Genomic DNA, 22537 nt, shown 5'->3' with positions numbered 1-22537 from the left:
GCCGGGCACTCTCCCCACGTGCTTTGCCCACCATGATCGCGCCGCGCTCTTCGGCACTTAGATGACTGTAATTCCTCGCCATGCAGCACCTCGGTTGGGGGTGTTGCACTTGAGTCTAGAGACCGCCGTTACTTTCTCTTGGGCACGCAAGAGAAAGTGACTCGGTCCTTTCAGGGCCGAAAGCTCTTCGCTCTTGAGCTCTTAATGCTCTAGACAAAACCATCAACCCGAAGAGCCAAAAGCGTTGGGTTACACAGCGCCGACCCAACCTACACAGTTGCGCAGCGAAGCAAAACGCATCACGCGCCATCCAACTCATAAGGCCGATACTTCGGCTCCCACACCAGCGACTTCAAGCGCTGCTCCAGCACCGCCGCTTCGCAACGCTCCGCCACTCCGTCCACCTGCGCCTGCACCGCCACCGCACGCGCCACCGCCAGCGACACCGCGCGCAATTGATCAACCGGCGGCAACAACCGCGCATGGCGATCCTGCACTGTGGGCGACATTGCCGCGACCGCCTTGGCGGCGACCATGAACATGGCATCGGTTACGCGTCGCGCCTGCGCCGCCAGCACGCCCAACCCCACGCCGGGAAAGACGTAGGAGTTGTTGGTCTGGTCGATGGGAATCTCCCGACCCTGCCATGGCACCGGCGAGAACGGACTGCCCGTGCCGATCAAGGCCCGGCCATCCGTCCACTCCACGATTTGCTGCGGCACGGCCTCGCTGCGCGAGGTCGGGTTGGACAAGGGGAAAATCACCGGATGCGCGACGCCCTGCGCCATCGCGCGCACGACCTGCTCGGTAAACGCGCCAGTCTGGCCCGACACGCCGATCAGCACCGTGGGCTTGGCGTTGCGCACCACCTCCAGCAAGCCGATATCGCCGGGCTCGTCCAGCACCCAATCGGCGACCGCTTCATGCGATTGCACGAACGGCATCTGCGCTGGCGTGATGCCTTCCATGCCATCCACCAGCAAGCCGTTGCGGTCCACCAGATAGAACGCGCCGCGCGCCTGTTCCTCGCTTAGGCCAGCATCCACCATCGCGCGCAACAGCAACGAGGAGATGCCGCAGCCGGCAGATCCGGCACCCAGCACCGCGATGCGCTGTTCGGTCAGCTTCACGCCGGTCACGTTGATCGCCGCCATCAGGGTACCGGCGGCGATCGCTGCCGTGCCCTGGATATCGTCGTTGAACGTACACAGGCGGTCGCGGTATTTGGCCAGCAAGCGACTGGCGTTGGAACCGGCGAAGTCTTCCCATTGCAGCAGCACATCCGGCCAGCGTTCGATCACGGCGCTGACGAACTCTTCCACGAAGGCATCGTATTCGGCGCCCACGATGCGTTCGTGGCGCCAGCCGATATACAGCGGGTTGGACAGGCGCTCGCGGTTGTTGGTGCCTACATCCAGCAGGATCGGCAGCGTGAGGTCGGGATGGATACCCGCGCAACCGGTGTAAAGCGACAGCTTGCCGATCGGAATGCCCATGCCGCCGGCGCCCTGGTCGCCCAGGCCGAGAATGCGTTCGCCATCGCTGACCACGATCACGCGTACGTTGTCATAACGCGGATCGGCGAGTATCTCGCGGATGCGGTCCTTGTTGGGATAGCTGAGAAACAGCCCGCGCGGCTTGCGCCATATTTCGCTGAAATGCTGGCAGCCTTCGCCGACGGTCGGCGTATAGACCAGCGGCAGCAACTCCTCGATGTGCCGCACCAATACGGCATAGAACAAGGTCTCGTTGGTGTCCTGCAGGTCGCGCAGGAAGGCATAGCGCTCAAAGTCGGTGCTGAAAGCGCGCAGCACTCGCAGGCGACGCTCGGCCTGCTCTTCGATCGTGGCGACGTGGGGCGGCAGCAATCCATTCAAGCCGAAGATATCGCGCTCGTGCTGGCTGAAAGCCATGCCCTTGTTCAACATCGGCTTGGTGATCAGGTCGAAGCCGGTAAGGCGAGTCTTGAGGGGTTTATCCCAATCCGATGCGACGGGTTGAGTCATGACGTGCAATCTCCTTTTTGGACTCCCCCGCCCATTAGACACTTTTTCCGGTTACCGCGCCTTGTCAGCAAGCCATGGCAAGAGCGGAACGACACCAGGGATGTTCTGACGCGTACGCGCTGACGGAAACCTAACGAGCTTCGTTGTTGAATGCGCACACACTTGAACAAGGAGCGGTGCCCATGAAGACACGAATCGGCGGTATGGCAATGGCTTGCGCAGCGGCGATCACCCTCGGCCTGGCTTGCACGGCAGCCAGCGCCCAGGATCTGGGCAGCCTCGGCAGCAAGCTTGGCGGCAGCAGCCTGGGCAACATGCTCCCCGGTGGCGGCACCTCCGGCAGCATGGGGAACGTGGCAGGTATTCTTGGCTACTGCGTCAAGAACAATTACCTCGGCGGGGACTCGGGGGCTTCGGGTGTAGCCAGCAAGCTGCTCGGCAAGACCCAAGGCGGCAGCAACAACTCCGATTACCAGAGCGGCCTGCAAGGCATGCTGCACGGCCAGGGTGGGCAGACCACCGATCTCAACAGCGTCGGCGGCGGCAACAGCGATCTGAAGTCCAAGCTCACCACCAAGGCCTGCGGCGTGGTGCTGAACCAGGGCAAGTCGTTCCTCGGCGGCAGCAGCGGATCGTCCACCGGCAAGCTCGGTTCGCTGCTCGGGCATTGATCCGGCGGCGAATACCGCGCTCCTCCCCTGCACCCAGGGGAGGAGCGCAATGGTCAGTGTCACAATTTTTCGGCGTAAAGCGCCTGTGCGTGATGTGCCACGTGCTTGCCGATAAAGCTGGCCACGAAGTAGTAGCTGTGGTCGTAACCTGCGTGCATGGCCAACTGCGGAGACCACCCCGCCTTTTCCGCCGCTGCCTTGAATAGCTCGGGCCGCAACTGGCTCCGCAAAAATTCGTCGGCTTCGCCCTGGTCGATCAGGATCGGTGGCACCTGCGTGGCACGCGCCACCAGTTCGGTCGCGTCATAGTCTTTCCACGCTTCCCGGTCATCGCCCAGATAAGCGGTGAAGGCCTTCTCGCCCCATGGCACCTGGCTTGGCGCCACGATCGGCGCAAAGGCCGATACGCTGCGGTAGCGATCCGGATTTCTCAAAGCGATCACCAATGCGCCGTGGCCACCCATGGAATGGCCGCTGACGGCGCGCGCATCGGTTACCGGAAAATTCGCCTCGACCAGCGCAGGAAGCTCGTCGACGACATAGTCGTACATGCGGTAATGCCGCGACCAGGGCTCCCTCGTCGCATTGAGATAAAACCCGGCGCCTTTGCCCAGGTCGTAGTTGTCGGCATCGGGCACGTGCTCGCCGCGCGGACTGGTATCGGGCACCACCAGCGCCACTCCGTGCTCGGCGGCATAACGCTGCGCACCGGCCTTGGCGATGAAGTTCTGCTCGGTGCAGGTCAGGCCGGACAACCAATACAGCACCGGCACCGCCTTCTGCGCGGCGACCGGTGGAAGATAGACCGCGAATGACGTGTCGCAATCCAGCACGTGCGAGCGATGGCGGTAGACATCCTGCCAGCCGCCGAAGCAGGCGCGATGTTCGAGGCGTTCGAGTTGCATGACGGCCAGCGATCAGAAATGAATGACGGTGCGGATCGACTTGCCTTCGTGCATCAGGTCGAACGCTTCGTTGATGCGCTCCAGCGGCAAGGTGTGGGTGATGAAGGGATCGAGGCGGATCTCGCCGCGCATGGCCTGTTGCACCATGCCCGGCAACTGAGTGCGCCCCTTGACGCCGCCAAAAGCGCTGCCGCGCCACACGCGGCCGGTCACGAGCTGGAACGGACGCGTGCTGATTTCCTTGCCCGCGCCGGCCACGCCGATGATGATGCTTTCGCCCCAACCCTTGTGGCAGCACTCCAGCGCCGCGCGCATCACATCCACGTTGCCGATGCATTCGAAGCTGTAGTCGACACCGCCGTCGGTCATCTCCACGATCACTTCCTGCACCGGCTTGGCGTGATCCTTGGGATTGATGACGTCGGTGGCGCCCATCTCGCGCGCAAGCTCAAACTTGGCCGGATTGGTGTCGATGGCGAGGATGCGCCCGGCCTTGGCCTGCACCGCCCCCTGGATCACGGCCAGGCCGATGCCGCCCAAGCCGAATACCGCCACGGTCGCGCCAGCCTCGACTTTGGCGGTGTTGTGTACCGCACCGATGCCGGTGGTGACGCCGCAGCCGAGCAGGCAGACCTTTTCCAGCGGCGCCTGCTCATCGATCTTCGCCAGGGAAATTTCCGGCACCACGGTGTATTCGCTGAAGGTGCTGGTACCCATGTAGTGATAAATCGGCTTGCCTTGGTAGGAGAAGCGCGTAGTGCCATCCGGCATCAGGCCCTTGCCTTGCGTGGCGCGCACGGCCTGGCACAGGTTGGTCTTGCCGGACAGGCAGAATTTGCACTTGCCGCACTCGGCGGTGTACAGCGGAATCACGTGATCGCCCGGCTTGAGCGTGGTCACGCCCTCGCCCACTTCCACCACCACGCCGCCGCCCTCGTGGCCGAGCACCGCGGGAAAGATGCCTTCCGGATCGTCGCCCGACAGGGTGAAAGCATCGGTGTGGCAGACGCCGGTATGGGTGATCTTCACCAGCACTTCACCCGCCTTGGGCGGTGCAACGTCGATCTCGACGATTTCCAGGGGCTTGCCCGGCGCAAAGGCTACGGCGGCGCGTGATTTCATGGTGTTCTCCTGAACGGTAGTGCGAAACGCAATCCGTCAATAATGAAGAGAACGACAAAAAATGGCTACAGCAACCGTGAAAAAAGTGGTTATTTCGGCAACCGCGCAAATGGCGTAGCGTGGGCGTCGCCATCATCGGATGAGCTGACCAGAGAGGCCGATGCCTGCACGTTGGATTGTCGTCGCAAGCGGTTGCGCGCTGGGCCTGATGTGCCTGGCTGAGCCCGTGCGCGCACAAAGTGCGGCGCAATGGGCGGCGGAGCAGGAGGCGGCCGGCGAAAAGGCCGACCGCATCATGCTGGAGGCCCGCACTCATCAAAGCTTGTTGGCGCAGTACGTGGTGCTGCGCCGCGCTTACGACAGCGATCATTCGGAGGCGTTCCAGCTGATCTTCGGGCAGTACCTCAGCTGGTACTTGAGTTTTCTCGGCGATTATCCCGATGCGGTGCAAAGCTTCGCGATCACGCAACCGAAGCAGCCGGACGACAACCCCTCGCCGCTTGCCGAAGGCAGCGGCTACACCGCGCAGCCGGCACTCGACGCCATCCCTGCGCTGGCAAAAAACTACCGTATCGTGATGTTCAACGAAGCGCACAACGTGGCGCTTACCCGCAGCCTTACCGTGCAAGTGCTCGGCCGCCTGCGCGCGGAAGGATTCAACTACTTCGCCGCCGAAACGCTTTCGGCCAGCGACACCCAGCTCGCCTCGCGCGGCTATCCCACCGAAAAAAGCGGTTTCTATACCGAGGAGCCGATCTACGCCGAGATGGTGCGCACGGCGCTGAAACTCGGTTTCAAGGTCGTTGCGTATGAAGCCACCAGCGAAACCGCCAACACCGATCAGCGCGAGACCGAGCAGGCGAAGCATCTCTATCAGCAGGTGTTCGAGCAAGATCCCCAGGCAAGGCTGGTGATCAATGCCGGCTACGACCACATCGTGACCTCCGGCCGCTATCTCGACGGCTCGTCGATGGCCGAACATCTGCATCGACTTACTCACCTGCCCATGCTTGCGGTAGAGCAGACCATGCTTTATCCGCGCCCTTCGCGCCGCGGCGATCACCCCTATTACGAAAAGGTGATGAAAACCCTGCATCCGGACGCACCCTTGGTTTTCGTCGATGCCAAAGGCAACCCTTGGGCATTGCGCAAGGGCTACGACGTCAGCGTGTTCTTTCCGCCGGAAAAATTCGAGCACGGCCGCCCCACCTGGCTGAGCCTTGGCGGATTGCGCGTGCCGTACTACGTCACCGGCCAACATTGCCAGGAACACTACCCCTGCCTGGTGGAAGCACGGTACGGCAGCGAGGGAGCCGACGCCATTGCAGCCGATCGCCTGCTGCTCGATCTTGCCCCGTTGGCGGACAACGCCGGGCATCTGCCCATCTACAGCAGCAATCAAGGCCTGCCTTCGGCCGACCTCTACCTGCGCCCCGGCAAATACCAGCTGACTTTCAGCGATGACAACGGGCGGGTATTGCACAGGGAAAACATCGACGTCGGTACAGCCGCGCGGTAACCCCAACCGGGCAACGCCTTTTTGTCGCGGTCAAGCGGAAAAGAATGCTACGGTCGCGCAAGCTTCCGTCACCCCACTACATTCATGCGAAAAACTCCTGCTTTCACCTTTCTGCTGGCGACGTTGCTCGCCGGCACCGCCGCCTTGCATGCAGGCGAGGCCAGCCACGCTTCGAATGACGGCACCGCCGCCACGCAGGGACCGATCGTGGTGCTGATCACCATCGACGGCTTCCCGGCACGCGCCCTCAAGGATCCGCGCCTGCCGATGCCCACGTTGCGCAAACTGCAGGCGGAAGGCGCGTATGCCGAAGCGATGCGGCCGATCAATCCGTCCGTCACCTGGCCCAACCACACCACGCTGATTACCGGCGTCGATGCCGCCACGCACCACGTGATGGCCAACGGGTTGATCACCCTGCCGTCCGACGGCAGCGAGATCAAAGTCAAACCCTGGGTACCCCGGGAACAGCTCGTTCATGCGCGCACGCTGTACGACGCGCTGGACGAACGCGGCATGAGCACCGGCCAGGTGGATTGGGTCGCCATCTACGATGCGCAGCACGTGCGGTGGCCTTTCGCCGAACAACCGAAACCCGACGGCGCCATTGCCCAGGACCTGGTCGCAAACGGGCTGGTTTCACGAGACCAGATCACCCGCTTCGGCGACGGCGACAGTCCGGCCTGGCGCGACCAGGTGTGGACCGACGCGGCCATCGACATTCTCACCCGGCATACACCCAACCTGCTGTTGTTCCATCTGCTGCAGACCGACACCTTGCAACACGCATACGGCGCACTGTCGCCCGCCGCGTATGCAGCACTGGCCGATGCGGACAGCAACATCGCGCGCCTGATCCAAGCCGCGCGTGCTGCGGGCCTGCTGGATCGCATCACCTTCGTGATCGCTTCCGATCACGGTTTCACCGACTACGATCACGCCATCCGTCCCAATGCGGCACTGGTGCAGCAAGGCCTGCTGCAGAAGCGCAACGGCAGTTACCACGGCGACGCATGGGTGCTCGCGGAAGGCGGCGAAGCTTCGCTATTCATTCGCAACGCGGCGCGGCGCGCGGAACTGACGCCGAAGCTCAAAGCCTATTTCGGCGCCCTGCCCGGCGTTGCCGCGGTCTATACCGCCCAACAAATGCCATCGCTCGGTCTTCCCACCAACGAGTCCACCAACCAGGCACCGGATCTCTACCTGATCGCCAAGCCCGGCTATGCATTTCTGGACGGCGAAGCGCCGCCAACCGTGGTGGATGTGACGCCGGCCAGGGGCGCACACGGCTATTTGAATACCGATCCGGACATGCAGGCGTTGTTTATCGCTTCCGGCGCGCACATCCGCAAAGGCGTGAACCTGGGCGCCATTACCAACCTGCAGGTGGCCCCGACCATCGCGAAAATCCTCGGGGTGTCGCTGCCCGCCGCGAAAGCGGCGCCGCTGGACGAGGCACTGCAACCCTGATCAGGGGCCGCTTTTGGCTTCAGATTTGCTTCACCAGGCCGATCACCTTGGACATGCGTGCATCGGACGCCGTTTCTGGTATTTGGCCTGGACCCTGGCCCCCGATAAGCTGAAGTTTATGCAGATCAAGACGTTCATCGCTCGCCCCGTCGCCGTTTTCGCGGCGTTGTCTTTCGCAGCCGGCATGACCTGCTCCGCACAGGCCACCGATATCCCCCACCCGCAGGGCTGGGTGCTGCAATGGGGCGACAATTTCGCCGGTGCGGCAGGCTCGCCGCCGTCGTCCGCGAACTGGCGCATCGACACCGGCCATTCCTATCCAAACGGTCCGGCCCACTGGGGCACATCCGAGGCCGAGCGCTACACGGCCGAGCGCAGCAACCTGCAACTGGACGGCAAGGGGCACCTGCTGATCACGCCACGCCGCGAAGCCAGCGGCGAATGGACCTCCGGGCGCATCGAGACCGTGCGCGACAACTTCACCGTGGGCGAAGGCGGCATGCTGCGCATGGAAGCGCGCATCCAGATGCCCGACGTGACCGGCTCGCGCGCACTGGGCTATTGGCCCGCATTCTGGGCGCTGGGCAGCAATTTCCGCGTCAACGGCAAGTGGCCGCAAGCGGGCGAGTTCGACATCATGGAGAGCGTCAACGGGCTCGATTCGGTGTGGGGCATTCTCCACTGCGGCATCAGTCCGGGCGGCCCCTGCGGAGAACCGATGGGCATCGGCAGCCATCTGCCCTGTCCGCACGAAGCCTGCACCGCCGGACCGCATACCTTCACCTTCGAATGGAACCGCAGCGTCTCGCCGGAGCAGCTGCGCTGGTTCGTCGACGGCCAGTTGGTGAACCAGGTGGCCGAAAACCAGATGTCCGCCGAGACCTGGCATCAGCTCACCGCGCAAAACGGCTACTTCCTGCTGTTGGACGTGGCCATGGGCGGCGGCTTCTCATTCGTGATGGCCGGCTGGAAACCCACGCCTACGCCGGATACCGAACCGGGCCATTCGATGGTGGTGGACTACGTGGCCGTGTGGACCAAATCCGGCAACGGGCAGAAAGTGCCGGCGCCGACGGAAATGGCCGCCGATGCCGCCAAGCGCGAGAACGCACCGGTCGGGCGCTGATCCCTCGATAGCAAACGCTTGACTGCGTTAAGCGGGCTGCGGCATGCCGAACCGTGCCAGCAGAAAGTCGATGATGCTGCGCAATTTGGCCGTCGGCCGCGCATCCTGCGCATAGATCAGATACATCGGCGATGGCAGCAGCGCCCACGCCGGGAGCACCGGCGACAGCCGCCCGGTAGCAAGATCGTCGGCCAGCACCGCTTCGGGCTGCAGCACGATGCCGGCACCGTTCAAGGCGGCAATGCGCAAGGCATTGCCATGGTTCGCCGTGAAGCGCCCCTGCACGGCGACATCGCACGTTGCTCCGCCCGGCCCCACGAAACGCCATTGGTTGAAGCGGCGCCAGTAGGAAAGGCCGAGACATTCGTGCTCGCTCAATTGCGCCGGATGAGCCGGTTGGCCGCGGCGTTCCAGATAGCCCGGCGAGGCTGCCAGCACCCGGCGATAGGGACGCAACGGGCGCGCCACCAGGCCCGGCTCGTCGACTTTGCCGATGTGAATGCCCAGCTCGAAATCGCCATCGATCAGGTTGGGCCGGCGATTGTCCAGGCTGAGCTCCACGCTCACTTCCGGATAGCGGACCATGTACTCGTTCAAGGCCGGTACCAGCACGTGGCTGCCGAAACTCACCGGCGCCAACACCCGCAAGCGGCCACGCGGACTGGCCTGCAACTCCAGCGCACTGGCTTCGGCCAACGCCACTTCCGCCAGCACCTGCTTGCAGCGCTCGTAATAAAGCCGGCCGACATCCGACAGTTGCTGGCGGCGCGTGGTGCGATGAAGCAGGCGCGCACCCAGGCGGTGTTCGATCTCGCCGATGTGCTTGGCGACCATGGTGGCCGATACCCGGCTTGCCTCCGCCGCCGCGGCAAAGCTGCCGCTTTCCACCACCCGGACGAACATCTCCATATTGGCCAGCTTATTCATTATTAAAAACCCAGCGGTTTTGAATGAGGCAAATTATTTCACGTTTATCAAGCGCCCTGAGGCGGGCACGATAGCCCCGCCGCGCCGATGCGCTTTCGGGTCAAGAAGGTCGCTGTGCCAAACTTTCATCTGGATATTCCCAGCTTCGATCTCGGTGCGCGCCACCGGGCACGACGCCCAACAGGAGTTCGCCGAGCCATGACCGGACCTGCGCCGTATCACGCCCACATCTATTACCAGCCTGATGCGCGCGATCAGGCTGAGCGCTTGCGCGCGCGCCTGTGCGGCCATTTGCACGCGGGGGAAATTCCCCAGCTGCTGCTCGTCGGGCAACTCAAAGACGGCAAGGCCGGCCCGCATCCCATTTCCCAATTCGAAATCCATTTCACCGAAGACGCCCTGTCCGCCGTCCTCTATTTGATCAAGGCTTCGGGGTTTACCGCGCTGGTGCATCCGTTGACCAACGACGATCTGGCCGACCACACCACGCTGGCGCACTGGATCGGCACCCCGCTGGATCTCGACCTGACCACGCTCGACCCGCCGGGCCGGAACCAGGGTGTCGCGCGATTTGGAAAATCGGATTTCTGAGGCCGGTTCAACGCAACCCGGCATCATCGACGCTGCGATCCACGCTGAACTCCGATGAATGTGTTTGTGCTGGTTACGTGGGATCTTTTTCGTACCGCGCGACGTTTTCAGGCAACTGCACCCACGCGTGCTTGCGGCACTCGTAGACCGAGTCCTGCGGTGCGGGGAAATCCGGATCGGCAAAAGCGCCCACCGCGACCATCACGTAGGTGTCGTCGGCTTCGTCCACGTGGAACACCGTGCTGCCGCAGACAGGACAGAATCGGAAGCGAAACCTGCCGCCCTGATCGCCCGTGCGCACGAATTCGGTAGCGGCGCCGTGGACTGTAAAAGGCGCCGCAAAAGCAGCCAGCGCGGCAAAAACACTGCCGGTGCGCCGCTGGCAGGCCAGGCAATGGCAAACGCCTGCACCGAGCGTTTCGCCATGAACCTCGATCCGCAACTGCCCGCAAAAACACGATGCCGTTCGGCTGGACACGAGAACCTCCACCAAGGTTTGAACGCTCCCATCGCGCAACCGTCTCCATCCGACGGTTGCGCGTCTATCTGCGCGATCACCAGATCTTTACGCGTTGCTCCGGCGCCAGATACAGCTTTTCGCCCGGCACCACCTTGAACGCGTCATACCAGCCATCGATATTGCGCACCGCCTGGGCGCGGATGCTGTCCGGTGCGTGGACATCGGTCGCCAGACGCTGGCGCAATTCGGCATCGCGGGTCTTGGCTCGCCAGCTTTGCCCGTAAGCGATAAAGAAACGCTGGTCGCCGGTCAGCCCGTCGATCACCGGCGCCGGCTTGCCGCCCAGCGACTTGTGATACGCCGCATACGCCACCGCCAGGCCGGCAACGTCGGCGATATTTTCACCCAGCGTCTGCTGGCCGTTGACGTAGAGACCGGGCAGTGCTTCGTAGTGGTTGTATTGATCCACGAGCTTTTGCGTATCCGCCTTGAAGTGCGCGGCATCCTGTGGTGTCCACCAGTTCTCCATCCTGCCCTGCGCGTCGAAGTCCGCGCCGGTATTGTCGAAGCTGTGGCTGATTTCGTGCCCGATGGTCGCACCGGTGGCGCCATAGTTGGCTGCATCGTCGGCGTTGGGATCGAAGAACGGCGGCTGCAGAATCGCCGCCGGAAAATTCAGGGCGTTTTGCAGTGGCAGATTGACCGCATTGACGGTCTGCGGCGTCATCCACCACTCGCCGTGATCCACCGGCTTGCCAAGCTTAGCAAGTGCATATTGATACTGCAAGGCAACCGCCCGCTGGTGATTGCCAAGTGCATCGTCGGGACGAACCACCAACGTCGCGTAACTGCGCCAGGTATCCGGATAACCCACGCCCACGCGCAAGGTGGCGATCTTTTCCTTGGCCTTGGCGCGCGTGGCCGGCGTCATCCAGGCCAGCGTGTCGATGCGTGCATCGAAGGTCGCCAGCAGGTTCTTCACCATCGCCTGCGCTTTCGCCTTGGCCGAGGGTGGAAAATAACGCTTCACGTACATCTGTCCCACCGCATCGCCCAGATCGTCGCTGGTCGCATCCACGGCCCGCTTCCAACGATCGGTTTGCTGCGGCGTGCCTTCGAGCGTATGCCCGTAGAAATCGAAATGCAGGTCGGCGTACGCCTTGGGTAACAGCCACGCGGCGCCGTCCAGCGCGTGGTAGCGCAACAGCTGCTTCCAGCTTTCGATCGGCTCACTGCCGACCAGGGCCGCCAGCCCGGTGATACCGGCAGGCTGCCAGACGTCGAACTGTTGCTGGCCGGACAGTTGCGCGGCCTTGAAGTAAGCATTCCAGTTCAAGCCCGGTGCTTTCTGCGCAAACTCGGCTACAGGCCAGACGTTGGCGGCCTGGTGCACGTCCTCGCTGTCGACCAGGTTTTCCTGCGCCTGCGCTATCTTCGTTTCCAGGGCAAGAATGTGCTCCGCCTGCGTCTGTGCATCGGCCATGCCCGCCAGCTTGAGCAAGGCGACCACGTAGGCCTGGTACTTGGCGTGGTATCCAACCATCTGTGGATCCTGCGACAAGTAATAATCGCGGCTCGGCATGCCCAGGCCGCCCTGCAACAGGTACGCCTGGTTGTGCGTGGGATCCTCCAGCGCCTGCGTCACGAACAGGCCGAACAAATGCTCGGTCTGGAAGTTGGTGGCGTTGATCGGATCGACGTCCGCGCGCATCTCGCTGCCCAACACGCGCGCCAGGTCGTCGCGCGTCTTGATCGCGTCGATCTGCTCCAGCTGCGTTTTCAGCGGCGCGAGACCGCGCTTTTCGATCGCGGCCGCGTCCATGAAAGCGGCATAGTAATCGGCAATCTTGCGATCGTTGGAACCCGCCGCAGGATGCGTCTTGGCCGCATTGCGGATCAGGTCGGCCGTGCGTTGTTCGGTCAGTTCCTCCAGGTCCTGGGTCGGTCCCGTGCTGGAGCGATCGGCTGGAATCTGCGTGTTCTTCACCCAGGTGCCATTGGTGTAGCCGAAGAAATCATCCCCCGGCTTCACGGCATGATCCATGCCCGCCAGATCGATGCCACTGCTATCGGCCGAGGCAACTTTCGCAACGGGGCTCGCACCCAGCGCAACCGGCGCCGCCACTGCCGCGGCAAGGCCACCAAGTATCGCCACCGCCAGAAACCGTCGAAAAACGAGCATCGCCTTGATCCCCAAATGCCACGAAGTGATTGGCGAAAAGATAGTCCGCCATCGCCGCCTTGTGTGTCATGACTTCTGGGCTACGGCAACCGCGACGCGTCCCGTTCGCCTCGCGAAGCCGCGAGAGTTAGTCTTGCTTTCCTTCCAACGATGAGGAGATGGCTCATGATGGATTGGCTGGAATACCGCAAACAATTGATCGGCCGCATCGGCGAAGTGGGCAAGCTCAGCCCCGACACCGTTGCCGGCTATCAGACCTTGTCCAAGGCAGGCCAGAAAACCGGGCACCTGGACGCCAAGACACGCGAATTGATCGCGCTTGCCGTGGCGGTCACCACGCGCTGCGACGGCTGCATTACGGTGCATACCGGCGAGGCCTTGAAACATGGCGCCACGCACGAAGAAATCGCCGAGGCACTGGGCGTGGCCATTGCACTCAACGCAGGTGCCGCATTGGTGTATTCGGCACGGGTGATGGATGCCGTCAGCGCGCACGAAGCAGGCCGTTCGTCATAAGCGAGCACTCGCTGCCTGATCGCAACGATTATTCATTGCGTCGCTCCGGATTTTCCGGAGCGACAAAGCCGAAAAGAATTATTCGAAACGCGACGATCGCCGAATGGTTGCGCGACTTGAATATCCATCGCCGACACCAGCCATTTCGCGTTCGTTTGCCACTGATCCGGGCCCTCGAAAACCGCGATATTCAAACGCCCGCCAGGCTCGCCCTGCCCCAATCCGGGCGCGTGCACGGGCATTCCGCCTCAACGCCAAGAAAAAAAGCGCCACGCGATTCAATGACGTGTCAAAAATGGCACCAAGTCGCCATTATTTCGCCGCCGTTATTTTTGTATATATCGAATCCATCATTTTTACAGCCATTTAGATCGATAAATATAATCATGCCAATTGGCCCGATAAATGCATCATTAAAATCAGGAAGGAACGTGAAGCTAGAAAATTGCATGAAATTTAAATGCGTCATTTTTTTGACGCTACCTAGACAGGTATTTTCTGCATCGAATATTTTCATCAGCGTGCAGAAATAATGAAAATGAAATGTAATTCTTCACGTGCCATCGACAGATTCATGAATAGCATCTGAAATTGGGCGAATCCAGTAAATAAACCTCAACAATCCGAGCATCGGCGATCCATCCGCTTGGTGTCGCCGTAGGCCTGCAAGGGCCGACCTACGATGCGCTTTCGCAGGTTTTCGGTCAGTACGTGTCGGCAACTCCACGTGTCTTGGCCACATTGGGATGGCTCATGGGCGATAAGCCCAAAGGGGGATTCAAATGAACGCAGCACTTCGTAATTTCCTCGTTGAGGAAGACGGTGTAACGGCGCTGGAATACGGCATCGTTGCATGCTTGGTGGCGGCGGCTTTGGTTGGGGCTTTTTATCCTCAATTGTCGAAGTTGTATGGAACGCTAATGACGACGCTGACTACCGCCGTCGGCAATGCCGCATCACCAGCCGGTTAAACGGTCGACAAATAGATTAGACAAATAGGCAAAAAGCCTATTTGTCTCTCAGGGCGCGTCGATACGCGTTGACGCGCCGCGTGTTCCAACGTCAAAACTCCCAGGCGATGAACCTGGAGGATTGGCCGTGGACGGAGTCTGAAAATGTCGACCCTTCTGCCCGCATTGGTAGCGTCGCTGTGCGTAATGAGCGCCATCAGCGATATTCGTGCGCGCCGCGTGCCGAATGCGCTCCTGCTAGCTGCATTGGTGCTCGGTGCGTTCGCGCTGTGCATGCAGTGGTGGCTAGATCACACCGGAGCGCCGTGGTCGTCGTTGCTTGGTTTCCTTATCGGCTTGCTGGTTTTCTTTCCGTTCTACACCATTCACAGGATGGGAGCCGGCGACGTCAAGCTGTTTGCAACCCTGGGTTTTCTGATGGGTGCAAAGGCACTGTTGCCGATCTGGATTATCGCCAGCCTCTTGGCCGGCATGCACGTCGTCTATGTGTTGCTTTCCAACCACCAGTTTCGCCACGTCGCGCGAGGCGTGCTCGATGTCGAGGTGATCAACGCGGTCACCTCTGAAAAAAAGCGGCGTGGCACGCCTTATGCAGCATTCTTATCGACTGGAGCGCTGGCCACGCTGCTCTATCCAACCCTTGCGCATTGGTGAGGAAAAAATCGCCATGTATCTGCTACGCATTAAACAGAGTCACGTAGCATCGCGCAGCCTGCGCAGGCAGCGCGGCGTCATGGCCATCGAATTCGCAGTGGTTTTTCTGTTCGGCGTGCTGCCGCTGATCCTGCTCACCCTGACCGGCGTGATGATTTTCGCCGCGCAGGAAACGCTGAGCCTGGCCGCGGCGGAAGGTGCACGCGCTGCCCTGCACTACGGCACTACGGCGCAACGTCAGGCCAATGCCTGCAATGCCGCGCAGGAATCCATGCAGTGGCTGCTGAATTTTTCGAGCGAGACACCCGATTGTGCGACACCGCCGGCACCAGGCGGCGCATTTACTGCCATCGCCGTATCGGCACCCGTCGCCTGTCCAGACACCCCGGCGATGTCGTGCATGACGGTGGTCGCTTCCTACAACTACGACGCCAATCCTTTCCTGCCCGGCACCAAGGCCGTCTACGGCTGGGTGATGGGCGCCGTCATGAGCAGTTCGGCCACGGTCCAACTCGACCTTACCGGCGACTAACCATCCCGACGCTCTCTGGAGACAGCATCCATGCAGAAAATCACACGATTCGCGGCGATCTTCCTGGTGGTGCTGGCGTTTATATTGGCGATAGTCGCCTTCAGCCTGGGGCGCCACAACACGCAGCGCGTTGCCACGCCGCTGGTCACGCATACCAATGTCGCTCCTGCTCAGCCGGTCAATGGCACGCCGGTGGTGGTCGCTTCGGACGAACTCCCCGCAGGCCAGGTCATCTCGTTTGCATCGCTACGCGTCGTCGGTGAAGCGCAGGCCCCGCAAGGAAGTTTCAGCGACGTCGACGCCGTAGCCGGGCGCATGCCCTTGGTGGGTATTCCGGCCGGCGCGCCGATTACCGTGGACCTGCTCGCACACGGCATGTCCATGCAGCTGATTCCAGGTGAACGCGCATTGGCCGTACCGGTCGACGAAGTGGCTGGCGTTGGCAACCGCGTCGCCCCCGGCGATTACGTCGACGTATTCCTCAGCCTCAAGAATCCGCAGAACACCACGCCCGGCAATGAACACGATCGCAGCCAGACACGCCTGTTGCTGTCGCATCTACGCGTGATGGCTTATGGCGATCGCAACCTGCCCGTCCCGGCCTCTTCGGTGGGCAAACCTGCCAGCGGCACGGCGCAGCAAACCACGACGGTGCGGCCCGACAACACCGAACCGGCACGCACGGCGGTGCTGGCGGTACCGATCGCGGACGTCGACAAATTGCTGCTCGGCATCCAGAACGGCAAGCTCACCCTCGCCTTGCGCTATCCCGGCGATGACAGCCAACCGGACAGCAAACTGTTCCCGCAGCCGCCGGCGGTGTTGTCGCCGATGGCATCGATTGCCGGGGAAAAACTGCAACAGCTCCAATCCCCCGACAACGACGCATTTGCCGGCATCGACGGCTCCGGCCTCGCCGGCCAGGCTGGTTCGCCGCCGCATCCGATCGCACATCGCCACATCGAGATCGCTTCTGGTGTGGAAATCATCCGCGGCGCTCAGCGCGGCGACAACGCTGGGAGCCACTCACCATGATGCGCTGGAATCGCACCTACCTTGCCGCCCTCGCCGTCTTTGCGTTGGCACCTTGCTTCGCCGAAGCACCGGCTGATGTGGTATTGCAGACTCACGAGCAGCGCCCCTGGCACCTGCCGGCAGACCTGGAGCGCATCGCCATCGCCGATCCTGGCGTTGCCGATGTGGTCACTTTGAAAAAACGCGGTGAAGTGTTGCTGGTCGGCAAGCAGGCAGGCCAGACTGTGCTGCTGCTTTGGCACCACGGCCAGGCACAACCGCAACGCGTGACGGTGGCGGTGAGCAGCGCCATTCAATCGCAGCTGGAAAACGATACCAGTACGCAAATGGAACAACAGGACGGCTCCGCCCTGCTGCGCGGCGAAGCGCCGAGCCTGCTCGACCATCAACAGGCCTTCGCGGCAGCCACGGCCAGCGACCCCAAGACGAACGTGTCGGACATGTCGCGCATCGATAGCGGCGGCGTGGTGCAGGTCGACGTGAAAGTGGTGGAGTTCGACAAGACCGCGATGAGTTCGCTAGGCCTCAACCTGATCAAGAACAACGGCGGTTTCACCTTTGGCACGTTCGGACCGACGTCGCTGAGTTCGGTGCAAGTGGGCGAGGCAAGCGCCAACAACAACAATTCCACCGTGGGCAGCGTGACTTTCAACGCCACCCAGCCGATTTCCTCGGCCTTCAACCTCATTTTCAATTCCACCACGCACCACCTTTTCAGCGACCTGAGCGTGCTGCAGGCCGATGGCCTTGCGCGCGTGCTGGCCGAACCCACCCTGGTAGCGCTTTCCGGGCAGAGCGCAAGCTTTCTGGCCGGCGGCGAGCTGCCGATACCCGAACCGCAGGGCCTGGGCACCATCGCCATCGTCTACAAGCCTTACGGCGTGGGCCTGACCCTGACGCCGACGGTGCTGGCACCGGATCGCATCGCGCTGAAAGTGGCGCCCGAAGCGAGCGAACTGGATTACACCAATGAGCTGGTGATCAGCGGCGTATCGGTGCCGGCCATCACCACGCGCCGCGCCGATACCACGGTGGAGCTGGGCGACGGCGAGACCTTCGTGATCGGCGGGCTGGTAAGCCAGAACATCATCAGCCAGGTCAACAAGGTTCCGCTGCTTGGCGACATTCCGATTCTTGGCGCGTTTTTCCGCGACATGCAGTACAGCAAGCAGGACAAGGAACTGGTGATCATGGTGACGCCGCATCTGGTGCATGCCGTGGCGCGCGGCGTGAAGCTGCCATTGCCGGGCGAGCGCGAGCAGCAGCAAGCCATGCCGGTGTGGGGCTCGTTTCTGCTCAATCCGGCGGGCTCCGACCAGTTGCCCGGGTTTTCCCGCTAGAAGGGGCATGACATGCAGACGGCCGCATCGATCATCCCCTTCGGCAAACAGGAGCTTGGCGTGAAGCTGCTGTTCTACTCACCGGACGAACAACGCGCGCAGCGCCTGGCGGCACGCCTGCGTCACCTGGCGGTCGTGCATTGGGAAGACAGCCGGCGCTTCTCGGCTGAGCATTGGGCTGCGCTGCGTTGCGAACATCGCATGGTGTTGCTGGACTACGCTTGCGAGACGGCCGATGCGTCCACCGCATTGGCGCGCCAGCTGAGCATGCTTTCCCCCGGATTGCCGATGCTGGGCGTGGGCTCCACCGCTGCCGACCGCGCCACCGGCGTGCTGGCGGCGCTACGTGCCGGCGTGCGCGATTTCATCGACGTGGATGCGCAGGACGACGAAATCCGCGCTCTGCTCGATCACGCACTGGAACATGCCGCCCAGGCCCAGGCCTCGCCTGCCCCGGCCACGCGCAACAACGGACAGTTGGTGGTGTTGATGGGCGTTCGCGCCGGAGTGGGCACCAGCACGCTGGCAGCGCACCTGGGCGTGCTGTCGATGCCGCCGGTCAAAGCCCCTGCGGAAGCCGCCGCCGAGGCCATTGCGCACAGTTTGCTGCTAGATCTTGGGCAACCGGCCGGCGACGCCTCGCTCTACCTCGGCACCAAGGGCGATTTCCACTTTGAAGACGCCTTGCGCAATGCCACGCGCATCGACCCCACCTTGATTCGCACCGCGATCCCACATCACGTCAGCCGGCTGGTGGTGCTGGCGCAGGCGCACGAAAACGTCGGCGGATTCGATGCCGCACCGCTGGTCGACCGTTTGCAGAGCCTGTTCGAACTGATGCTGTGCGATGCTGGCGGACTGCAGCCGCGGGAACTGCCGCACGCGTTGCTGCAGTCGGCGGACGAAATCTGGCTGGTCGCCGACCAGGGCATTGCCTCGATGGTTTCGCTCGACGCGTGCATGCGCCAGCTGGCCCAGCTCAATGCACGCGACAAGCGGGTGGCGCTGGTCGTCAACCGCTACGACGAAGAGTGCGGCATCACCGCGCGGCAAATGGCCGAGCGCTTCGAATTGCCGCTGCTGGCCACCCTGCCCGACCGCGCACGCGCCCTGCGCAGCAGCGCCAACCAGGGTTTGCTGTTGCACCAGGTGGCTCCGCACGACGCCTATCTGCGTGCGCTCGCGCCCTTGCTGGCCAAGCTCCACATCGGAGTAAAGGACGGCGCCGATTCATCCCGCTGGAAAAGATTGTTCAATCTCAAGGGAGAACATCGATGGAAAACGCCTTGAACCGCGCCAACCACGACGTTACTGACGTGCTGCGCAGCATCGATGCGGCCACGTCCGCCGGCCGGCGCGACGTTCCCTTCGAGCAGACCCAACAATTCCACGACGTGCTTTCGGGCGCGCACGAGTTTCTGCTCAACCACGTCGAAGAACAGCACCTGGATATCACTTCCTGGTCGCTGGATACCATCACCAAGTACGCCGAGATCGAAACCGGCGCCTACGTGCAGGAATGGCGCATACCGATCAACGAAGCGGAAATGCGCAAGATCTCCGCCGCCCTGGTCAAGGAGCTGACCGGCTTCGGTCCGCTGGAAGACCTGCTGCGCGACCCGGAAGTCGAAGACATTCTCATCAACGGCTACAAGGACGTTTACGTGTCGCGTTGCGGCGTGCTGGAACACAGCCCCGCGCGCTTCGCCGACAACCGGCATTTGCTGCGCATCGTGCGGCGCTTCCTGGTGCCGATCGGCCGGCGCCTGGACGAATCCAACCCGATGGTCGATGCGCGCCTGCCGGACGGCGGACGCCTCAACGCGATCATCGAGCCGCTATCGGTTACCGGACCGTGCGTATCGATCCGCAAATTCCGCAAGGAGCCGTTTACGCCGGACGACCTGCTGGCACGCAAGATGTTCGACAAGTCGATCCACGCCTTGCTGCGCGCCGCGGTCATGGGGCGCTGCAATATCCTGATTTCGGGCGGCACCAGTTCCGGCAAGACCTCCCTGCTCAATGCGCTGGCCAGCTTCATTCCGCACACCGAGCGCGTGATCACGGTGGAAGACACCGCCGAACTGTCGCTCAATCACCCGCACGTGGTGCGCCTGGAAAGCCGCATGGGCGGTTTCGAGGGCGATGGCGCGGTCAGCATTCGCGATCTGGTCCGCAACAGCCTGCGCATGCGCCCGGACCGCATCGTGGTCGGCGAAGTGCGCAGTTCCGAAGTGCTTGAAATGCTGCAGGCGATGAACACCGGGCATGACGGCTCGATGTCCACCATCCATGCCAACTCGCCGCGCGATGCCTTGTATCGCATGGAAATGCTGTGCGGTTTCGCCGGCTTCCAGGGCACCGAAAGCAGCCTTCGGCGACAGATCGCCAGCGCGATCGATTTCATCATCCAGATCACACGACTCAACAACGGGCGTCGCGTGATCTCCTCGATCACCGAAGTGATCGGCACCAGCGACGAGGTCATCACCACGCAGGAGATGTTCCACCACGAAATCGCCACGGACCTGGAGGGTATCGAGCACGAACGCTGGCCCGGACTGGGCTTCCACCCGCACACGCCCAAGCTGGAACCCTATCGGCAGTTTCTGCGCGACGCTGGCGGCGGCCTGCCATGATCCAGGCATTGGCCCTCACCAGCATGGCCCTGCTGATGCTCGCCGGCGCGGTGGAGTTGTGGTGGGGCAGCGCTGCACGTCGCCAGGCGAAAAAAAGCCTGGCGCACATCGAACAGAGTCTCGGCGGCGCGGCGGATATGCAAGGAACCGCCGTATCCACGGCACTTGCCCTGCCTGCGGCGAAGGAAGAATGGCCCACCGACGCGCTGATGCTGCGCGCGAACCTGGCGCCTGGCCTGCACGTGCCGGTGCTGCTTGGCGCCGTGGGCCTTGTGATCGCCGTCGCCGGCTGGTGGCGCGTCGGCAGCTTCTGGATCTTGCCGCTGCTGCTCGGCGGATATCTGGCCGGGGTGTGGCTGTGGTTGCGCATGCGCATCGAAAAGCTGCAAAAGCAGCTCGTCCGCCAACTGCCCGATTTTCTGGACGGCATCGTCCGCATGTCCCACATCGGCAACAGCCTGCCGATGGCCTTCCAGGCAACGCTATCCTCGGTGCAGCCGCCGCTGCGCGCGGTGCTCGACCGCTCCATGCAATCGGTACGCGCGGGACTGGACCTGGACCGCGCCTTGCAACTGGCTTCGCGTCCGTATCGCCTGGAAGAGCTGGAACTGCTGCACGTGGTGCTGGGCACCGGCATGCGCATGGGCGGGCGCGCCGACCAGATCCTGCAACGCATGAGCGACTTCATGCGAGACCTCAGCCACGCACGGCAGGAGCTGAAGGCCATCACTTCGGAAACGCGCTTGTCCGCCTGGGTGATCGGGCTGCTGCCGCTGGCTGTTGCCACATTCATGACGATGGCCAATCCCGCCTTCTTCATGCCGATGTTCACCCAGCCGCTGGGGCACAAAATTCTGCTGGTGGCTTTGCTGCTGGAAGTTATCGGCGGCACCCTGCTTTATCGCCTGGCGCGATCGCTATGAGCGCGCTTCTGACCTGTGCCGTGATCGCGCTGATACTTGCTGCCGCATTGCTGGCCGTGAGCTGGCTGCAACGGACGCGGCAGAGCGAACAAGTGGTGCACGCGATCGATCGAGCCCTGCGGCAACAACCGGACGGCGTGGGTACCGAAACGGGCGAGCTGGCCAAACGATCGCTGCGCCAGCGCGCGGCGCAGATGCTGGAATCGCTCGGCCGGCGCTTCGAGAGCGGCGCGTTGGGGCAGATCCTGCTGGCGCCGGAAGACCGCCTGCTGCTCGAGCAGACCAACCGCAACACTTCCACCGATCGTGCGATCTACCTCGGCCTGCGCCTGGTGCTGGCTTTCGCCCTGCCGCTGCTGCTGTTGCCGTGGTTGCCGCCCGGCGGCGTGCGTCAGGTGTTCAGCCTGCTTGCCGGCTTCGCCGCCGGGCTATTGCTGCCCAAGTTCATTCTCGGCGCATGGGCCGCTCGCCTGCGCAAACACGTCGAAGACGAGCTTCCGCTGCTGATCGACCTGCTGCGCCTGCTGCAAGGTGTCGGCGTAAGCATGGACCAGAGCCTGCAAATCGTTGCCGAGCGTTTCCGCACCGTCATTCCGGTGCTGGGTCGTGAAATTCACGACGCCAACGTCGCCTACACGCACGGGCGCCCGCGCGAGCAGTCGCTGCGCCGGTTGGCCGAATCCTTCGACAACCACGAACTGCAAAGCTTGGTGCAGATCATCGTGCAGGTGCACGAACACGGCGGCGCGGTGCAGGAACCGTTGCGCCAGTTCGCCGAGCGCTTGCGCGAACAACGCAAGATGAGCATGAAGGAGCGCACCGGCAAGCTGTCGGTGAAGATGACCCTGGTGATGATGCTGACCCTGCTGCCGGCGCTGATGCTGGTGCTGGCCGGACCGGCGGTGGTTTCCCTGATCGGCACGATGGCCAAGCTCAAAGGACACTGAC

22 protein-coding genes are annotated in these 22537 nt (G+C 62.6%); 16 read left to right on the top strand and 6 right to left on the bottom strand.

Going from position 1 to position 22537, the window contains the following annotated elements; translation table 11 throughout:
* Positions 1-299: 299 nt before the first annotated feature.
* The gene (locus ISS99_RS02955; protein WP_204630086.1) at positions 300-2006 is read right to left on the bottom strand and encodes an NAD-dependent malic enzyme; all 1707 of its coding nucleotides are present in this window, start codon (positions 2004-2006) and stop codon (positions 300-302) included.
* Positions 2007-2188: 182 nt separating this feature from the next.
* Between ISS99_RS02955 and ISS99_RS02950 the strand changes: the two genes are divergently transcribed.
* Positions 2189-2677, top strand: coding sequence for a DUF2501 domain-containing protein (locus ISS99_RS02950; protein WP_204630085.1), 489 nt, complete (start codon positions 2189-2191; stop codon positions 2675-2677).
* Between the two features lie 59 nt (positions 2678-2736).
* Here ISS99_RS02950 and fghA read toward each other — a convergent pair whose 3' ends face one another.
* Positions 2737-3582: an S-formylglutathione hydrolase gene (gene fghA / locus ISS99_RS02945; protein WP_204630084.1), complete on the bottom strand. Its 846-nt coding sequence runs from the start codon at positions 3580-3582 to the stop codon at positions 2737-2739.
* 12 nt (positions 3583-3594) lie between these two features.
* Positions 3595-4704, bottom strand: a complete 1110-nt coding sequence (locus tag ISS99_RS02940) for an S-(hydroxymethyl)glutathione dehydrogenase/class III alcohol dehydrogenase (protein WP_204630083.1) — start codon at positions 4702-4704, stop codon at positions 3595-3597.
* A gap of 160 nt (positions 4705-4864) precedes the next feature.
* Here ISS99_RS02940 and ISS99_RS02935 point away from each other — a divergent pair, with 160 nt between their 5' ends.
* From ISS99_RS02935 to ISS99_RS02925, 3 genes are all read left to right on the top strand, one after another.
* A complete protein-coding gene (locus tag ISS99_RS02935; RefSeq protein ID WP_204630082.1) occupies positions 4865-6223 on the top strand; it encodes a hypothetical protein in 1359 nt (452 codons plus the stop codon).
* A gap of 84 nt (positions 6224-6307) precedes the next feature.
* Complete coding sequence (locus tag ISS99_RS02930) at positions 6308-7693, top strand: alkaline phosphatase family protein (protein ID WP_204630081.1); 1386 nt, start codon at positions 6308-6310, stop codon at positions 7691-7693.
* A gap of 118 nt (positions 7694-7811) precedes the next feature.
* Positions 7812-8819 carry a family 16 glycosylhydrolase gene (locus ISS99_RS02925; RefSeq protein ID WP_239537598.1) on the top strand — a complete coding sequence of 336 codons (1008 nt, stop codon included), beginning with the start codon at positions 7812-7814 and terminating at the stop codon, positions 8817-8819.
* Positions 8820-8846: 27 nt separating this feature from the next.
* On the opposite strand, the gene ISS99_RS02920 is transcribed toward ISS99_RS02925, so the two are convergent.
* Positions 8847-9746: a LysR family transcriptional regulator gene (locus ISS99_RS02920; RefSeq protein ID WP_204630080.1), complete on the bottom strand. Its 900-nt coding sequence runs from the start codon at positions 9744-9746 to the stop codon at positions 8847-8849.
* 198 nt (positions 9747-9944) lie between these two features.
* Between ISS99_RS02920 and ISS99_RS02915 the strand changes: the two genes are divergently transcribed.
* A complete protein-coding gene (locus tag ISS99_RS02915; RefSeq protein ID WP_204630079.1) occupies positions 9945-10337 on the top strand; it encodes a DOPA 4,5-dioxygenase family protein in 393 nt (130 codons plus the stop codon).
* A gap of 73 nt (positions 10338-10410) precedes the next feature.
* Here ISS99_RS02915 and ISS99_RS02910 read toward each other — a convergent pair whose 3' ends face one another.
* Together ISS99_RS02910 and ISS99_RS02905 are read right to left on the bottom strand one after the other, a co-directional pair.
* Positions 10411-10815 carry a GFA family protein gene (locus tag ISS99_RS02910; protein ID WP_204630078.1) on the bottom strand — a complete coding sequence of 135 codons (405 nt, stop codon included), beginning with the start codon at positions 10813-10815 and terminating at the stop codon, positions 10411-10413.
* 76 nt (positions 10816-10891) lie between these two features.
* Complete coding sequence (locus ISS99_RS02905; RefSeq protein WP_204630077.1) at positions 10892-12979, bottom strand: M13 family metallopeptidase; 2088 nt, start codon at positions 12977-12979, stop codon at positions 10892-10894.
* A gap of 165 nt (positions 12980-13144) precedes the next feature.
* Here ISS99_RS02905 and ISS99_RS02900 point away from each other — a divergent pair, with 165 nt between their 5' ends.
* From ISS99_RS02900 to ISS99_RS02850, 11 genes are all read left to right on the top strand, one after another.
* A complete protein-coding gene (locus tag ISS99_RS02900; protein WP_204630076.1) occupies positions 13145-13495 on the top strand; it encodes a carboxymuconolactone decarboxylase family protein in 351 nt (116 codons plus the stop codon).
* Between the two features lie 35 nt (positions 13496-13530).
* Positions 13531-14028, top strand: coding sequence for a hypothetical protein (locus tag ISS99_RS02895; RefSeq protein WP_204630075.1), 498 nt, complete (start codon positions 13531-13533; stop codon positions 14026-14028).
* A 249-nt stretch (positions 14029-14277) separates the two neighbouring features.
* Positions 14278-14466: a Flp family type IVb pilin gene (locus tag ISS99_RS02890; RefSeq protein ID WP_204630074.1), complete on the top strand. Its 189-nt coding sequence runs from the start codon at positions 14278-14280 to the stop codon at positions 14464-14466.
* 144 nt (positions 14467-14610) lie between these two features.
* Positions 14611-15120: an A24 family peptidase gene (locus ISS99_RS02885; protein ID WP_204630073.1), complete on the top strand. Its 510-nt coding sequence runs from the start codon at positions 14611-14613 to the stop codon at positions 15118-15120.
* Positions 15121-15133: 13 nt separating this feature from the next.
* Complete coding sequence (locus tag ISS99_RS02880) at positions 15134-15652, top strand: pilus assembly protein (RefSeq protein WP_204630072.1); 519 nt, start codon at positions 15134-15136, stop codon at positions 15650-15652.
* A gap of 30 nt (positions 15653-15682) precedes the next feature.
* On the top strand, positions 15683-16687 hold the full coding sequence (cpaB, locus tag ISS99_RS02875) for a Flp pilus assembly protein CpaB (RefSeq protein ID WP_204630071.1): 1005 nt from the start codon (positions 15683-15685) through the stop codon (positions 16685-16687).
* The gene (locus ISS99_RS02870) at positions 16684-18027 is read left to right on the top strand and encodes a type II and III secretion system protein family protein (protein WP_204630070.1); all 1344 of its coding nucleotides are present in this window, start codon (positions 16684-16686) and stop codon (positions 18025-18027) included. The genes cpaB and ISS99_RS02870 overlap by 4 nt, the downstream gene beginning before the upstream one ends.
* A gap of 12 nt (positions 18028-18039) precedes the next feature.
* A complete protein-coding gene (locus ISS99_RS02865) occupies positions 18040-19317 on the top strand; it encodes a CpaE/TadZ family protein (protein ID WP_204630069.1) in 1278 nt (425 codons plus the stop codon).
* Positions 19302-20666 carry a TadA family conjugal transfer-associated ATPase gene (locus ISS99_RS02860; protein ID WP_204630068.1) on the top strand — a complete coding sequence of 455 codons (1365 nt, stop codon included), beginning with the start codon at positions 19302-19304 and terminating at the stop codon, positions 20664-20666. Before ISS99_RS02865 ends, ISS99_RS02860 begins: the two co-directional genes overlap by 16 nt.
* Positions 20663-21589 carry a type II secretion system F family protein gene (locus ISS99_RS02855; protein WP_204630067.1) on the top strand — a complete coding sequence of 309 codons (927 nt, stop codon included), beginning with the start codon at positions 20663-20665 and terminating at the stop codon, positions 21587-21589. Before ISS99_RS02860 ends, ISS99_RS02855 begins: the two co-directional genes overlap by 4 nt.
* Positions 21586-22536: a type II secretion system F family protein gene (locus tag ISS99_RS02850; RefSeq protein WP_204630066.1), complete on the top strand. Its 951-nt coding sequence runs from the start codon at positions 21586-21588 to the stop codon at positions 22534-22536. Before ISS99_RS02855 ends, ISS99_RS02850 begins: the two co-directional genes overlap by 4 nt.
* Position 22537: the final 1 nt, after the last annotated feature.

The organism is Dyella mobilis (genome assembly GCF_016904945.1).
Classification (GTDB): Bacteria; Pseudomonadota; Gammaproteobacteria; order Xanthomonadales; family Rhodanobacteraceae; genus Dyella_B; species Dyella_B mobilis.
Note: the sequence above shows the minus strand (reverse complement) of the source record. Positions and strands in the feature narration are given on the sequence as shown.

Bases quoted from the DNA above. Each gene is read 5' to 3' on its own strand.
- ISS99_RS02955 (WP_204630086.1), bottom strand. From the start codon at position 2,006: ATGACTCAACCCGTCGCATCGGATTGGGATAAACCCCTCAAGACTCGC.
- ISS99_RS02950 (WP_204630085.1), top strand. From the start codon at position 2,189: ATGAAGACACGAATCGGCGGTATGGCAATGGCTTGCGCAGCGGCGATC.
- fghA (WP_204630084.1), bottom strand. From the start codon at position 3,582: ATGCAACTCGAACGCCTCGAACATCGCGCCTGCTTCGGCGGCTGGCAG.
- ISS99_RS02940 (WP_204630083.1), bottom strand. From the start codon at position 4,704: ATGAAATCACGCGCCGCCGTAGCCTTTGCGCCGGGCAAGCCCCTGGAA.
- ISS99_RS02935 (WP_204630082.1), top strand. From the start codon at position 4,865: ATGCCTGCACGTTGGATTGTCGTCGCAAGCGGTTGCGCGCTGGGCCTG.
- ISS99_RS02930 (WP_204630081.1), top strand. From the start codon at position 6,308: ATGCGAAAAACTCCTGCTTTCACCTTTCTGCTGGCGACGTTGCTCGCC.
- ISS99_RS02925 (WP_239537598.1), top strand. From the start codon at position 7,812: ATGCAGATCAAGACGTTCATCGCTCGCCCCGTCGCCGTTTTCGCGGCG.
- ISS99_RS02920 (WP_204630080.1), bottom strand. From the start codon at position 9,746: ATGAATAAGCTGGCCAATATGGAGATGTTCGTCCGGGTGGTGGAAAGC.
- ISS99_RS02915 (WP_204630079.1), top strand. From the start codon at position 9,945: ATGACCGGACCTGCGCCGTATCACGCCCACATCTATTACCAGCCTGAT.
- ISS99_RS02905 (WP_204630077.1), bottom strand. From the start codon at position 12,979: ATGCTCGTTTTTCGACGGTTTCTGGCGGTGGCGATACTTGGTGGCCTT.
- ISS99_RS02900 (WP_204630076.1), top strand. From the start codon at position 13,145: ATGATGGATTGGCTGGAATACCGCAAACAATTGATCGGCCGCATCGGC.
- ISS99_RS02890 (WP_204630074.1), top strand. From the start codon at position 14,278: ATGAACGCAGCACTTCGTAATTTCCTCGTTGAGGAAGACGGTGTAACG.
- ISS99_RS02885 (WP_204630073.1), top strand. From the start codon at position 14,611: ATGTCGACCCTTCTGCCCGCATTGGTAGCGTCGCTGTGCGTAATGAGC.
- ISS99_RS02880 (WP_204630072.1), top strand. From the start codon at position 15,134: ATGTATCTGCTACGCATTAAACAGAGTCACGTAGCATCGCGCAGCCTG.
- cpaB (WP_204630071.1), top strand. From the start codon at position 15,683: ATGCAGAAAATCACACGATTCGCGGCGATCTTCCTGGTGGTGCTGGCG.
- ISS99_RS02870 (WP_204630070.1), top strand. From the start codon at position 16,684: ATGATGCGCTGGAATCGCACCTACCTTGCCGCCCTCGCCGTCTTTGCG.
- ISS99_RS02865 (WP_204630069.1), top strand. From the start codon at position 18,040: ATGCAGACGGCCGCATCGATCATCCCCTTCGGCAAACAGGAGCTTGGC.
- ISS99_RS02860 (WP_204630068.1), top strand. From the start codon at position 19,302: ATGGAAAACGCCTTGAACCGCGCCAACCACGACGTTACTGACGTGCTG.
- ISS99_RS02855 (WP_204630067.1), top strand. From the start codon at position 20,663: ATGATCCAGGCATTGGCCCTCACCAGCATGGCCCTGCTGATGCTCGCC.
- ISS99_RS02850 (WP_204630066.1), top strand. From the start codon at position 21,586: ATGAGCGCGCTTCTGACCTGTGCCGTGATCGCGCTGATACTTGCTGCC.